A 14,124-nucleotide genomic window follows, 5' to 3' on the forward strand; every position below is an offset into this window, starting at 1 on the left:
ATAGAAATAAGCTGTCTGCGCCCTGCAAGGCAGGGTATTGGCGGCCATTTAGGGGGACTTCTGCGGACAGCCTTTGCACCCTGTGCTAACTTCCTTCGACATAACCGGTTACAAAAATAAGAATGCAGCTCGACCCGGAATGTATAGCCCCATGCAAATGAAAGTGACCGATCCCACCTTTGAACTGGCGCTGGTGTCGCCGTTTCTCCTGCAGACCCTGGCCGAAGTCGCCGAGCAAAAAGGCATCCACCCACAGAGCCTGTGCCGAGGGCTGGGTTTTACCTTTGAAGACCTGCAGGACCCGGCGCAGCGTATTTCCTATCGCCAGGCCGTGGCCATGATTCAGCGCGCGCTCAAGGCCTTGCCCAATCAGGGGCTGGGCTTGTGGGTCGGCGCGCAGAATGTGCTCGGTACGCTGGGGTTGTTGGGGCATGTGTTGTCGCTGTGCAAGACCCTGCGCGATGCCTTTGAGCTGGGCATTCGCCATCAACACACCTCTGGCGGCATTGTCGTGTCGAGTGTCGAGGAGGTGGGGGATCGGGTGTTTATCGACGTTGAATGCCGCTTGCCGTTCGCCGACGTGCAGTTGTTCGCGGTCGAAGAGTTTTTCGCCAGCCTGCTGGTGTACGGCCGGGCGCTGGTCGGGGTGGATTTCAAGCCGATGGCGGTGGAGTTCATGCATGCCGCGCCGGACTATCTCGGCGAATACTCGCGCCTGCTTGGGCCGGACGTGCGTTTCGGTTGCCTGCAAAATCGCATGGTGATCGATGCGCATTGGCTGGGCGTTCAGTTGCCCAATCACCATTCCCTGGCCCTGCGTCAGGCGGTGAAATTGCTCGAACTGGAAGCCGCGCAGGTGCACCAGAAAATGGATCTGATCCAGGCGGTGGAACGGGCGATTGCCCGGGACCTGACCGAGGGCAGCCACATCGAGAAAATCGCCGGCGACCTGAACATGAGCAGCCGCACCTTGCGCCGCCGCCTCACCGAACACGCGCTGACCTTCGAAACGCTGCTGGAGCAAGTGCGCCAGGCCCGCACCATGAGCCTGCTGGCCAACCCGGACATGTCCATCGAACGCATCACCGAGGAAGTCGGCTACAGCGACGTGCGCAGCTTTCGCCGGGCGTTCAAGCGCTGGACTGGCATGAGCCCGAGTGCGTTCCGCAACGAAAGCCCCAGCACGGTCTGATCTTTTTGTGGTGAAGGGGGCAAGCCCCCTTGTCACAGGTTCCTGGCCTCTGACGGCACACAAACCCTCGTACTCCGGTTAAACTCTGTGCTCTTTTTCAAGGAGTTCATATGAGCCATTACCAGCCGGGCATTCTCGCCACCCCCGTTCCGCCTCAAGCCCGCCATATGTTCTTCGCCCTCGAATCCGTCGATGCATTGCCGGTCGCGCTCGATAACTTGATGCAACTGGTGGACGGGAAATCGGCTGTCGTCGGCTTCGGCGAATCCCTGGTCAAGGCGCTGGAGGGGCAGATCGAAGGCCTGCGCACTTTCCCGGCACTGACTGGGGTCGGCGTCGACAATCCGTCGACCCAGCACGCGCTCTGGTGCTGGCTGCACGGTGAAGACCGTGGTGAGTTGCTCAACCGCAGCAACGCCATCGAAGCGGCACTGGCCCCGGCGTTGCGTCTGGTGCAGATGAACGAAACCTTCCGCCATATGAACGGCCATGACCTGACCGGCTTCGAAGACGGCACCGAGAACCCCCACGACGCAGCCGCCGTGGCCGCCGCCCTGGTGGGTGAGGGCGCAGACGGTACGGTGGGTGGCAGCTTTGCCGCGATCCAGCAGTGGCAGCATGACTTGAAAGGTTTTCATGGGCTGTCGGCGGATGAAAAAGACAACATCATGGGCCGCCGCTTGAGCGATAACGAAGAGATCGACGACGCGCCGGTTTCCGCCCACGTCAAACGCACCGCCCAGGAAAGCTTCGCGCCCGAGGCCTTCGTGGTGCGCCGTTCGATGCCGTGGATCGAAGGTGACCGCGCCGGTCTGATGTTCCTGGCCTTCGGTTTTTCCCTCGACGCCTTCGAAGCCCAACTGCGCCGCATGAGTGGCCTGGAAGACGGCATCACCGACGGTCTGTACCGCATCAGCCGTCCGATCACCGGTGGCTACTACTGGTGCCCACCGCTCAAGGACGGTCGACTGGACCTGCGCGCATTGCGCGTCGGCTGAGCCGCAAGGAGTGCCTATGAACCTGGTGCGCTGGGGCATGATCGGCTGTGGCAGTGTCGCTGAACGCAAAAGCGGTCCGGCCTTCTACAAGGCGCCCGGGTCGGCGTTGGTGGCGGTGATGGGGCGGCGCCTGGAAGCGGTCACCGACTACGCCGCTCGTCACGGCATTGCGCGGGTCTACACCGATGCGCAGGCGCTGATCAACGATCCCGAGGTCGACGCGGTGTACATCGCCACACCGCCCGACAGCCATCACGCCTATGCCTTACAGGTGGCCGCCGGCGGCAAGCATTGCTGCGTGGAAAAACCGATGGCGCTGAATGCCGGGCAAAGCCGTGAAATGCAGCAGGTGTTTGCCGATGCCGGGCTGCACCTGTTCGTGTCTTATTACCGACGTTCGCTGCCACGCTTCCGGCAAGTGCGGCAATGGCTGGAAGAGGGGCGGATCGGCGAGGTCCGGCACTTGACCTGGACCCTCACCAAAGCCCCGTCGGCAGCGGATCAAAACGGCACCGATAACTGGCGCACCGATCCGGCGATTGCCGGTGGTGGCTACTTTGCGGATCTGGCCAGCCATGGCCTGGACCTGTTTCAGTACCTGTTCGGCGATATCGTCGAAGTCGCCGGGCTCACCGCGCGGCAGGCCGGTTTGTACACGGCCGAAGATGCCGTCAGCGCCACTTGGCGGTTTGCCAGCGGGGCACTGGGGATGGGCTGCTGGAACTTCGTTTCAGATCGTCGCGAAGACCGGGTCGAAGTGATTGGCAGTACCGGCCGGATCACCTTTTCAGTGTTCGATGAACACCCGGTCGAGCTGCACGCCGATGAACACCTCAGCCTGACCATCGAGCATCACGCCCACATTCAGTGGCACCACGTATTGGGCATGAATGCGCATATTCGTGGCGAGGCGCAGCACCCGGCCGTGGCCGAACAGGCGCTGAAGACCGATTGGGTGATGGACCAGATTCTCAAGCGGCACTGATCCCTCAGGTCACACACAATCCCCTGTAGGAGCGAGCCTGCTCGCGATAGCGGTTTCACATTCAACATTGAAATCGACTGACCCGCCGCCATCGCGAGCAGGCTCGCTCCTACAGTTTTGGGTTGCATCGCGCATCTAACCTTATGCGCATTCGGTATTTCTCAAGTCTGTCAAAACTTCTCTAAGATCACGTCATAACTCGTTATAACAAGTGATCTGCCATGACCGATAACGTTCTATCCCTGAGCAGCGTCCCGTTGCACACCCAGCTGCGAGATTTGCTGCGCACCCGCATCCTCGACGGCGAATACCCCCAAAACAGCCAGATGCCTTCCGAAAGCGAGCTTGGCGCGTTGTTCAAGGTCAGCCGCATCACCGTGCGCCAGGCCTTGGGCGACCTGCAAAAGGAAGGGCTGATCTTCAAGATCCACGGCAAGGGCACCTTCGTCGCCAAGCCGAAAACCTTCCAGAACGTCAGCACCCTGCAAGGCCTGGCCGAGTCCATGGCCGGTCGCGGCTATGAGGTGATCAACCGCCTGCGCAGCTTCAAGTTCATTGCCGCCGAAAAGCTCGTCGCCGAGCGTTTGCAGGTGGCCGAAGGCGAGGTCGTGACGCAGATCAAACGGGTGCGCCTGATCAACCGCGAGCCGATTTCCCTGGAAATCACTTACCTGCCCAAGGCCGTTGGTGAGCGCCTGGAAAAAGCCGACCTGGTCACCCGCGACATTTTCCAGATCCTGGAAAACGACTGTGGCCTGGCCCTGGGGCACGCCGACCTGGCCATCGATGCGGTACTGGCCGACAGCGACCTGACTCGGGCGCTGAACGTCGAACCCGGCTCGCCGATCATGCGCATCGAACGCTTGACCCACGATGTCGACGGTCAGCCTCTGGACTTCGAACACCTTTACTACCGTGGCGATGCCTTCCAGTACCGCCTGCGGATCGACCGGCAAAAAGGGGAGCAGGCATGACGCGCAGTACGTTGGAGCAGGAATACGACATCGTCGTGATCGGAGGCGGCACCGCCGGCCCCATGGCGGCGATCAAGGCCAAGGAACGCAACCGCGACCTGCGGGTGTTGTTGATCGACAAGGCCAACGTCAAGCGCAGTGGCGCGATCAGCATGGGCATGGACGGCCTGAACAACGCGATCATTCCCGGCCACTCGACGCCTGAGCAGTACACCAAGGAAATCACCATCGCCAACGACGGTATCGTCAATCAGGCCGCGGTGTACGCCTATGCCACCCACAGCTTCGAAACCATCGAGCAACTGGACCGTTGGGGTGTGAAATTCGAGAAGGACGAAACCGGCGACTACGCGGTGAAGAAGGTCCACCACATGGGCGCTTATGTGTTGCCGATGCCGGAAGGGCACGACATCAAAAAGGTTCTGTACCGCCAGCTCAAGCGGGCGCGGGTGAGCATCACCAATCGCCTGGTCTGCACCCGATTGCTGACGGATGAGGAAGGCGCGGTCAACGGCGTGATGGGCTTCGACTGCCGCACGGCGGACTTCCATGTGATCAAGGCCAAGGCGGTGATCCTCGCCTGCGGTGCCGCCGGACGCCTGGGGTTACCGTCCTCCGGCTACCTGATGGGCACCTACGAAAACCCGACCAATGCCGGCGACGGCTACTCGATGGCCTACCACGCCGGGGCCGAGCTGGCGAACCTGGAATGCTTCCAGATCAACCCGCTGATCAAGGATTACAACGGCCCGGCCTGCGCCTACGTCACCGGCCCCTTGGGCGGCTACACCGCCAACAACAAGGGCGAACGCTTCATCGAGTGCGACTACTGGAGCGGGCAGATGATGTGGGAGTTCCATCAGGAGCTGGAAAGCGGCAATGGCCCTGTGTTCCTCAAGCTCGATCACCTGGCCGAGGAAACCATCCAGAACATCGAAGAGATCCTGCACAGCAACGAGCGTCCGAGTCGCGGCCAGTTCCACGCCAATCGCGGCACCGACTACCGCACGCAGATGGTCGAGATGCACATCTCGGAAATCGGCTTTTGCAGCGGGCATTCGGCGTCGGGGGTGTGGGTCAACGAGAAAGCCGAGACCTCGGTCAAGGGCTTGTACTCAGCCGGGGACATGGCTGCCGTGCCGCACAACTACATGCTCGGCGCGTTCACCTATGGCTGGTTCGCTGGCAACAACGCAGCGGACTTTGTCGCCGGACGCGAGTTTTCAGCGCTGGATGCGCGGCAGATCGAAGCGGAAAAAAAACGGGTCTATGCACCGCTGGATCGTGAGCATGGCCTGCCACCGGCCCAGGTCGAATACAAGCTGCGGCGCTTCGTCAACGACTACCTGCAACCGCCGAAAGTGACGAAGAAGATGCAGATTGGCCTGCAACGCTTCAGCGACATCCAGCGCGACCTCGACCAGATCAAGGCCCACAACGCCCACGAACTGATGCGCGCCATGGAAGTCAGCATGATCCGCGACTGCGCCGAAATGGCCGCCCGCGCTTCACTGTTCCGCGCCGAAAGTCGCTGGGGGCTTTACCACCACCGCGTCGATCACCCGCAACGCAACGACCGCGACTGGTTCTGCCATTGCCACCTGAAGAAAGACGAAAACGGTTTGATGAGCAGTTTCAAGAAAGCCGTCGAGCCTTACATCATCCCGCTGGATGCCGACGAGATGCAGGCCTACGACCGGCTGCGGGTCGGCGCGGATGCCGCCTGAGCATCACCCAAGAGAGAGACCGTGAAATGGCCTATCAAGCCCAGGAAATCTTCTTCCGTTCCAACGCCCCCGTCACCGTCGACGAGGACAAATGCATCGCCCACAAAGGCTGCACCGTGTGCGTCGACGTCTGCCCGATGGACCTGCTGGCGATCAACCCGGCCACGCAAAAGGCCTACATGGCCTTCGACGAATGCTGGTACTGCATGCCCTGTGAAAAGGACTGCCCGACGGGCGCTGTGAAAGTCGAGATCCCGTACCTGCTGCGCTGAAACACAAATCAATGTAGGAGCGAGCCTGCTCGCGAAGAGGCCAGCCCAAACAACGCTAAAACGCCATCCGGCACCACCGGACGCCTGATTCAAGACACCCCTCGTTTCCCACCGCGCCCTGATCGTGGCGGAGACGAACATCCAATAAATGATTCGAGGGGAAACACTCATGATGTTGCGTGCAGCTTTGGCCGGTCTGGTACTGGCTTCATTCACCCTGTCGGCCTCGGCCGAAACCATCCGCATTGCCATCGGCACCCAGGACACCACCATCAACTGCGCCGCCGGCGGATTGTTGATTCGCGAGCTCGGGCTGCTGGACAAATACCTGCCCCACGATGGCCCCTACAAAGACGCCCAATACGAGGTGCAGTGGAAAAACTTCACCAGCGGCGCCCCCCTGACCAACGAGATGGTGGCCGGCAAGCTCGACTTCGGCGCCATGGCCGACTTCCCCGGCGCGTTCAACGGCGTGGCGTTCGAAACGGCGGGCAAGCACAGCCTGTTCATCAGCGTGCTGTCGGGCAGCATCAAGGGCAGCGGCAACGGCATCGTGGTGCCAAGCGCATCGGGCGTGCAGTCCCTGGCAGAACTCAAGGGCAAGACCATTTCCGTGCCGTTCGCTTCCACCGCCCATGGCATGCTGCTGCGCGCCGTCGCGGCCCAGGGCTGGGATCCGCTCAAGGACGTGAACATCATCGCCCAGCCGCCGGAAGTCGCCGGCTCCGCGTTGCAGGCCGGCAAGATCGATGCCCACGCTGACTTCGTACCCTTCGCCGAACTGTTCCCGAGCCGTGGTTTCGCTCGCAAGATTTATGACGGCGCCCAGGCCAACGCGCCGACCTTCCACGGTGCGCTGGTCGATCAGGTCTATGCGAAGAAGTACCCGGAAATCGTCGTCGCTTACCTGCGTGCGAGTATTGAAGCCAACCAGTTGCTGGCGGCTGAACCGGAGAAATACAGCGAGTTGATCGCCAAGGTCACCGGGGTCGATGCCCAGGTCAATTACCTGTTCCATGGCCCCCTCGGCGTGCAGACCCGCGACCTGAGCTGGAAGCCGGAATACCGTCAGGCCGTGGGCACCGCCATCGACACCCTCAAGTTGTTGAAGAAGGCCGATCGCGGTCTGGATCTCAACACCTTTATCGACGACCAATACATCCGCGCCGCCTTCAAGGCTTCGAACCTGGACTACAGCGCGCAACTGGCCAGTTACGGGCAGACGCCGCTCAAGGCCGTCGATGCCACCAGCGGTAAAGCCATCACCGACTTCAGCCATGTGGCGGAAATCTGGGTGCGCGGCGAGCCGAAAGTCCGCCAGTACGCCTCGGCGCAAGCGGCGTTTGCCGCGTTGGCCAGCCTCAAGCAGGAAGGCAAGAGCATCCGCGCGGTGTACGCCCAGGCCAGCGACAGCGGGATCAAGTTGCTGGCGGATCAGGCGTGGTTTGCCACCGATGGGAAAGGGCAGCTGAGTGCGTTCCTGCTCAAAGGCCAGGCCCAACAGTTCGCGACGGCGCAGGGTGGCAAGGTCCTCGACTTCACTGATGCCACTGCGCAGGCCGTGGCTGTTCGCTAACAGCCGAAACACCACAGCCCCCTGTAGGAGCGAGCCTGCTCGCGAAGGCGGTGGGTCAGTCGACATCAATGTTGAACGTGAAACCGCTATCGCGAGCAGGCTCATTCCTACAAGGTTTGAGTCGAGAGGAGGATTTGTGTACCGATCATATTCACGCTGGATTCCCAGAGCCGCATCCTTACTGCTCTGCCTCGTATTCTGGCAACTCGCCGCCAGCCACCACTGGAACCTCGGCCTGGTGACCTTCGCCAATGTCCCGACACCCGTGGCGGTCGTTGAAGCCGCCCTCGGCCTCGGCGACTCGGGCAAACTCGCGCAGCATCTGGGCAGCAGCCTCGGTCGGGTATTCGCCGGTTACCTCGCGGCACTGATCGTCGGCGTGGCCCTGGGCTTGGCCATCGGCCGCTCGAAATGGGCCGAAGATCTGTTGTTGCCGCCCCTGGAAGTGCTGCGCCCGATCCCGGCGGTGGCGTGGATTCCCCTGGCGATCCTGATGTTTCCCTCGTCGGAGCTGTCGATGGTGTTCATCACCTTCACCGGCGCGCTGTTCCCGATCCTGCTCAACACCGTGCACGGCGTCGAAGGCGTCGACCCACGGCTGATCGCCTCGGCGAAAAGCCTCGGGGCAGGGCGCCGGGCCATCCTGCTGGAGGTCGTTCTTCCGGGTGCCGCGCCCAGCATCATCACCGGCCTGGCCATCGGCATGGGCACCTCGTGGTTCTGCCTGGTGACGGCGGAAATGATCTCCGGCCAATTCGGCATCGGCTATTACACCTGGGAGTCCTACACCATCCAGAACTACGCCGACATCGTGGTCGGCATGTTGCTGATCGGCGTGCTCGGGATGGGCAGCAGTCTGTTGATCAAGCGTCTGGGCGGGCTGTTCACGCCTTGGCATCGACCACGAGGAAAAGCCTGATGAGCGTTTTTCAACATCTGGAAGGGCGTATCGATATTCGCGGGCTGTCGATCAGCCTGGGCGAGGGCGACACTGCTTTCGAAGCGGTGCAGGGCCTCGATTGCCAGATCGAGCCGGGGCAGTTCGTGTGCATTCTCGGGCCGTCCGGTTGCGGCAAATCGACCTTGCTCGGCGCCCTGGCCGGCCACCTGCAACCGCGTACCGGCACGCTGAATGTCGATGGCGCAGCGGTGTCGGGCCCATCGCCCCAGCGCGGCATGGTGTTCCAGCAGCACACATTGTTTCCGTGGCGCACGGTGCGCGATAACGTGGCGTTCGGCTTGAAAATGCAAGGCATCGGCAAGGCCGAACGGCACAAGGCGGCGGATGAAATCCTCGCCCTGGTGGGCCTCGAAGGCTTTGCCGGGCGCTGGCCCGACCAGCTCTCCGGCGGCATGCAGCAACGGGTGGAAATTGCCCGGGTGCTGGTCAACCGTCCGCGCCTGTTGCTGATGGACGAGCCCTTCGGTGCCCTCGATGCCCTGACCCGATTGAACATGCAGGAACTGCTGCTGGACATCTGGACGCGCATCCGCACCACCGTGGTGTTTGTCACCCATGACATCGACGAAGCGCTGTTCCTCGCCGATCGCCTGCTGGTCATGAGCTCGCGCCCCGGACGAATCATCGAAGACCTGCGCCTGGACTTCCCCCGGCCGCGCAGCACGGAACTGGTGACCCGCCCTGAATTCTCGCACCTCAAGCGCCATTGCCTCGAACTCCTGCGGCACGAAGACGGCCGGCAACTGCCGCGCCTGAACCCGCTCGGACTTCCCCCTGAAACCAAACTGCCGCGATTTGCCCTATGACCTCACTATTCGATGTAACCGATAACGACGACATTCTTGCCCTGCAACCGCGCCTGACTGACGAGGATGCCGGTGTGCGCCGGATCGCACTGATCGAACTGGCCGATCTCGAGGAGCCGGACGGCCTGCTGTGGTTGATCAATCGACTGGCCGAAGACCCGATTGCAGACGTTCGCGCCGAAGCCGCACGCCTGCTGGAAGCCTGGGAGGACGAACCGGTGGTCGAAGCGTTGTGCCAGGCCCTGACGGATCCATCCCCGGCGGTGCAGGTGGCCGCTGCGCAAAGCCTCAGTCTGCTCAAAAGTGAAGCGGCGGGCCGGGTCATCCTGCCGTGGACCGGGCACGCCGACAGCGGCGTACGCATCGCCGCGTTCAGGGCGTTGCGCGAGTTGCGTTGCCCCGATGCCGCCGATGCGGCTGCCCGGGCACTGGACGATGAAAGCGCCAGCGTGCGCCGCGAGGCGGTGGGCGTGCTCGGCTGGCTCAAGCAACTCGATGCCTTGCCGGTACTGGCGCGGCTGGCCAGCGCTGATCCGGACACCGACGTGCGACGTGCCGCCACCGGGGCACTGGGCCTGGCGTCTGACGCACAGGTGCTGCCGGCCCTGCGCCAGGCCTTGCGCGACGCTGCCTGGCAAGTCCGCGAGGAAGCCGCCACCACCCTGGGCAAGGTCGGCCACCTCGACGCCGGCCCGGCCCTGATCGACGCCCTGGACGACGATTACTGGCAAGTGCGTCTGCGCGCCACCCGCAGCCTCGGTCGCTTGCGTTTTGTACCTGCGCTCGAAGCGCTGATCGACACCCTCGGCCACCGCATCAGCAACCTGCGCAAGGAAGCCGCGTTGGCCCTCGGCGAATTGAACGACCCACGAGCCATTGCGGCATTGCAGGGCGCACAAGACGACGGCGACCCTGAAGTGCGCAAGGCCGTGCGCATTGCCTTGAGTCAACTGCAATGAACCCGCTGGCGATTGGCAATTCCCGCAGCAAACAGCAGTTGCGCCTGAACTGGCCGGATGGTCGCGAACAGCGACTGGGCCACGCCGAACTGCGCCGCCAGTGCCCGTGCTCGCAGTGCCGGGCGTTTCGGTTGCGGGGGATGGCGCCAATGGTGGATGCGCGGGTTCAGGTGATCGAATTGCACTCGCAGGGGTATGGTCTGCAATTGGTCTTCAGCGATGGGCATGAGCGGGGGATTTATCCGTGGGCTTATCTTGCTGGGCTTACCGACTGAATCGAATTCCATTCCTCATCGGGAGTTGTCGCGGTCTGCGGCAGCTCCCCCCGTGTGCGCTTCCAGTTGCTTATGTTGCGAATACAGGTTCAGTAACGGCTCGGATAAACGCATCGTCCACAGTCTTTACGCCATACCGATGCATGAACTCACTACCATTGGCAAAGCGATTGAAGCGTTGCTGGCTAATCATGTAAAAATAATCACAATGGTTAATTACTTCATCAACATTATGCGAGGAGACCAGAATAGCGGTGCCCTCCCTGGCGGCGCCGCGAAGGCATTGCCAAATATAGCGACGAAATTCTGGATCTACACCGGCAGTAGGTTCGTCGAGAATCACGAAGTCTGCAGAAATTGAAAGAAGAGAGAGAGTAAAGAACCAGCGTGTCTCTCCGTAGCTGCATAGCGATGATTTTTTGTTCCATATGTCTTGGTATCGGTCAATTATTGCAGGGCTCCACGCACTTAATTTTTTCAGGGTTTTATCTTGTGTCATGGGCTCGCTTGATGAAAGCGCAGTCACCATTTTAAAGATGTCACGCATGCGCAATGGTGGGGGTGTGGAGATGATTTGAGAAAGGTATAAAAAGTGGCTGAAGTCATTTTTTATGAAACCGGACTTTGCTTTTTTGAGGTCACAGACGATATCGAAAAAAGTTGTTTTCCCAGATCCATTGGGTCCCAGAATGCCGACAATGTCGCCTTGAGCAACCTCAAGAGATGCCTGGGTCAAGAGGGGGTTGTCTGTATAGGAGAAGTCAATGCTCTGCGCCGTGAATTTTTTCATCAGTATCGGCTCCATACGGGATTGATTCTTAGGTGCTTGAACGTTTTGTGCAGTACTGAAATAAATAAAAGAATTATTGCTGTCGTGATGAGTTTGTTGGATTCAAGACCTTGTTCCATTATCTGGCTTGCAAGTGTTAGTGGGTTTGCGAGGTTCAAAGTATCGGTGATGGGGTTTGATCTGCTGGCACTCATTACACCGAGAATCAGCATGCAGAACGAAAAAATGGAAAGCAGAGTGTTCGAGTTCTGAAAATTGATCGGTAGCAATGAGAATGCAGCCCCGAAAGTGCAAAACATGATAAAGCAGATGTAAAAGCGTAGTGCTATATTCAATAGTTCATTGAAGGCATAGTTTCCAAATGGGAATTTGGTCATTAAGTAAAAGGTTGCGCAATAAGATATCGATATTAACGAGTAGGCAATGAAGTGCGATAAAAGAAAAATCAGTTTCGATTCCTTGGAGTAAATAAATGATCGGGTGAATCCGCTTTCCCTTCTTCCGATTATGTAAAAGGCGAATCCGAATAACGCGACGCTAGAGGATATATAGGCATAAAACCATGCTGAAATAGTAATGTAGTTGCTCGAAAAATAGTTGGGGTCTTGCCTGGTTGTTGCAAAAAAATAGAACATCGCACAAGGTGATATCATGATCCAGAAAAAAGCGATGGGTTCTTTTAGTTGTTCTTTTATGAATATGGACGTTAGGGTGAGAACTCTGGGCAGAATATTTTTAGGCATGATTGACTTCTCTATGGGGGTGGGGTCGTTACTTCTTTTCTTTCGTTAATTGAATGGCGTTTTTCAGGTTTGTTGTTTTTCATTTTGCTTTTGCTCGTGTGGTTTGTCGTTTGATGTTAAGAGGTGCTGCAAGAATTAGTTGATTTTAGTGTTGGGTGCAAGCGAGGGTTTTTTGCGTTGTAAGACTTTTCCTATAATGTTTTAAGGTAAGCCCTACGTGATATTAGGAGCCTTAGTGGTTTGGTTTGTATCTAGTGCGGCTAGTTTCTGGCGTGGAACTGTGAAATTCCTTTTTGAAACTGTGCTTTAGTTTTCGGTAAGCAGAAGTGATCTTGCTATGTTAAGTAGGATATTTCTGTAGGGGTAAATGTGCTTTTCGTACTTTTTTATGAGTTTTTATTTTCTTTAGATGCTGATTTTTTTAGAAAGGCGACGAACGGTAGACCTCGTTTTTTGATCGCCCGTTTTGTTCGAGTAAGGAGCGCTGGACGTTACGTTTGAACCGGTCTCCTGTAGGAGCTGCCGCAGGCTGCGATCTTTTTGCTCTGGCCTCAAGAGATCGCAGCCTCGTTTCACTCGACAGCTCCTACAAGTCCTTGCCAGGAAAAAGCCAAAAGAGTACAAATGTACTCCATGACGACTCTGACTCCCCGCCGTACCGCCATCCTGACCTTTATCCGCGATCGCATCGCCGAGCACGGTCAGCCTCCGAGCCTCGCTGAAATCAGCGAGGCGTTCGGTTTCGCCTCCCGCAGCGTGGCGCGCAAGCATGTGCTGGCGTTGACCGAAGCCGGGTTTATCGAGGTCAACCCGAATCAGGCCCGGGGCATTCGCCTGCTCGGGCAGCCGCCGCGTCCCGAGTTGCTGGACATCCCGGTGCTGGGCCGGGTGGCGGCTGGTGCGCCGATCGGTGCCGATGCCGAGGTGCACAGCCGCTTGCTGCTCGATCCGTCGATCTTCTCGCGGGTGCCGGACTACATGTTGCGGGTGCGGGGTGATTCGATGATCGAGGACGGCATTCTCGACGGCGATCTGGTGGGCGTGCACCGCAGCCCCGAGGCCGTTAATGGCCAGATCGTCGTGGCGCGGCTCGACGGCGAAGTCACCATCAAGCGCTTCGAGCGGGTCGGCGATGTGGTTCGCCTGCTGCCACGCAACCCGGCCTACCAGCCGATCATTGTCGAGGCCGACCGGGACCTGGCCATCGAAGGCGTGTTCTGTGGCCTGGTGAGGCAAGGCTGATGGGCGCCGTCGTTGCGCTGGATACGCTGTTCAATGGCGGCCAGGTCTGGAGGGGCCGGCCTGCGCCGCCGGCTGCCAGCCCGCAGCCCACCGGGCATGCCGCGCTGGACGCCGCATTGCCCAGCGGTGGCTGGCCGGAGGCGGCGCTGACAGAAATCCTGTTGGCCGGGCAGGGCGTGGGCGAGTTGCAACTGGTGTGGCCGACGCTGGCACGGCTGTCGGCGGCGGGCGAACGCATCGTGCTGGTGGCGCCGCCTTATGTGCCGTATCCCCAGGCGTGGCAGGGCGCCGGGGTCGATCTGCGTCAGTTGTCGATCATCCGGGCCAGCGAGCGCGATGCGCTGTGGGCGGCGGAACAATGCCTGCGTTCGGGCAGTTGCGGTGCGGTGCTGTGCTGGCCGCACAAGGCCGATGACCGCGCCTTGCGCCGCTTGCAGGTGGCGGCGGAAACCGGCCAGACCCTGGCCTTCGCCTATCGTCCCCTCGGTGAAGCGATCAACCCTTCGCCGGCGGCCCTGCGCATTGCCATCGATGCCCGACCGGCGCAACTGCGCGTGCTCAAGTGCCGCGGCGGCCTGGCCCGTTCGGCGCCGATTGCCTTCGCCGTGGGGCATTGAGGTTGCC

The 14,124-nt window shown here is 60.0% G+C and carries 14 protein-coding genes; 13 read left to right on the forward strand and 1 reads right to left on the reverse strand.

Features of this window, described 5'->3' with window-relative positions:
* The first annotated feature begins 151 nt into the window (after positions 1–151).
* The 11 genes from KGA96_RS19220 to KGA96_RS19270 all read left to right on the forward strand — a co-directional run bounded on the left by KGA96_RS19220 (position 152) and on the right by KGA96_RS19270 (position 10,725).
* Entirely contained in the window at positions 152–1,192 is a 1,041-nt protein-coding gene (locus tag KGA96_RS19220) for an AraC family transcriptional regulator (protein ID WP_046038542.1), read from the forward strand.
* 110 nt (positions 1,193–1,302) lie between these two features.
* Complete coding sequence (locus tag KGA96_RS19225) at positions 1,303–2,190, forward strand: Dyp-type peroxidase (RefSeq protein ID WP_046038541.1); 888 nt, start codon at positions 1,303–1,305, stop codon at positions 2,188–2,190.
* A 16-nt stretch (positions 2,191–2,206) separates the two neighbouring features.
* On the forward strand, positions 2,207–3,175 hold the full coding sequence (locus tag KGA96_RS19230) for a Gfo/Idh/MocA family protein (RefSeq protein ID WP_046038540.1): 969 nt from the start codon (positions 2,207–2,209) through the stop codon (positions 3,173–3,175).
* A gap of 221 nt (positions 3,176–3,396) precedes the next feature.
* Entirely contained in the window at positions 3,397–4,149 is a 753-nt protein-coding gene (locus KGA96_RS19235) for a GntR family transcriptional regulator (RefSeq protein WP_223514347.1), read from the forward strand.
* On the forward strand, positions 4,146–5,876 hold the full coding sequence (locus tag KGA96_RS19240; protein ID WP_223514349.1) for a fumarate reductase/succinate dehydrogenase flavoprotein subunit: 1,731 nt from the start codon (positions 4,146–4,148) through the stop codon (positions 5,874–5,876). Before KGA96_RS19235 ends, KGA96_RS19240 begins: the two co-directional genes overlap by 4 nt.
* 26 nt (positions 5,877–5,902) lie before the next feature.
* Positions 5,903–6,148: a ferredoxin family protein gene (locus KGA96_RS19245; RefSeq protein WP_008050632.1), complete on the forward strand. Its 246-nt coding sequence runs from the start codon at positions 5,903–5,905 to the stop codon at positions 6,146–6,148.
* 169 nt (positions 6,149–6,317) lie between these two features.
* A complete protein-coding gene (locus KGA96_RS19250) occupies positions 6,318–7,724 on the forward strand; it encodes an ABC transporter substrate-binding protein (RefSeq protein WP_223514352.1) in 1,407 nt (468 codons plus the stop codon).
* A gap of 136 nt (positions 7,725–7,860) precedes the next feature.
* On the forward strand, positions 7,861–8,643 hold the full coding sequence (locus tag KGA96_RS19255) for an ABC transporter permease (protein ID WP_046038535.1): 783 nt from the start codon (positions 7,861–7,863) through the stop codon (positions 8,641–8,643).
* Complete coding sequence (locus KGA96_RS19260) at positions 8,643–9,491, forward strand: ABC transporter ATP-binding protein (protein WP_046038533.1); 849 nt, start codon at positions 8,643–8,645, stop codon at positions 9,489–9,491. The genes KGA96_RS19255 and KGA96_RS19260 overlap by 1 nt, the downstream gene beginning before the upstream one ends.
* A complete protein-coding gene (locus KGA96_RS19265) occupies positions 9,488–10,450 on the forward strand; it encodes a HEAT repeat domain-containing protein (protein ID WP_223514355.1) in 963 nt (320 codons plus the stop codon). Before KGA96_RS19260 ends, KGA96_RS19265 begins: the two co-directional genes overlap by 4 nt.
* Positions 10,447–10,725, forward strand: a complete 279-nt coding sequence (locus KGA96_RS19270; protein ID WP_223514358.1) for a DUF971 domain-containing protein — start codon at positions 10,447–10,449, stop codon at positions 10,723–10,725. The genes KGA96_RS19265 and KGA96_RS19270 overlap by 4 nt, the downstream gene beginning before the upstream one ends.
* Positions 10,726–10,795: 70 nt before the next feature.
* Here the strand turns inward: KGA96_RS19270 and KGA96_RS19275 are convergent, their stop codons facing one another.
* On the reverse strand, positions 10,796–11,515 hold the full coding sequence (locus KGA96_RS19275; RefSeq protein ID WP_223514360.1) for an AAA family ATPase: 720 nt from the start codon (positions 11,513–11,515) through the stop codon (positions 10,796–10,798).
* A gap of 1,367 nt (positions 11,516–12,882) precedes the next feature.
* Here KGA96_RS19275 and lexA point away from each other — a divergent pair.
* Together lexA and imuA are read left to right on the forward strand one after the other, a co-directional pair.
* The gene (gene lexA, locus KGA96_RS19280; protein ID WP_046038528.1) at positions 12,883–13,500 is read left to right on the forward strand and encodes a transcriptional repressor LexA; all 618 of its coding nucleotides are present in this window, start codon (positions 12,883–12,885) and stop codon (positions 13,498–13,500) included.
* Positions 13,500–14,117: a translesion DNA synthesis-associated protein ImuA gene (gene imuA, locus KGA96_RS19285; RefSeq protein ID WP_223464388.1), complete on the forward strand. Its 618-nt coding sequence runs from the start codon at positions 13,500–13,502 to the stop codon at positions 14,115–14,117. Before lexA ends, imuA begins: the two co-directional genes overlap by 1 nt.
* Positions 14,118–14,124: the final 7 nt, after the last annotated feature.

The organism is Pseudomonas sp. GL-R-26, from assembly GCF_019947365.1.
In the GTDB taxonomy this organism is placed as follows: Bacteria; Pseudomonadota; Gammaproteobacteria; order Pseudomonadales; family Pseudomonadaceae; genus Aquipseudomonas.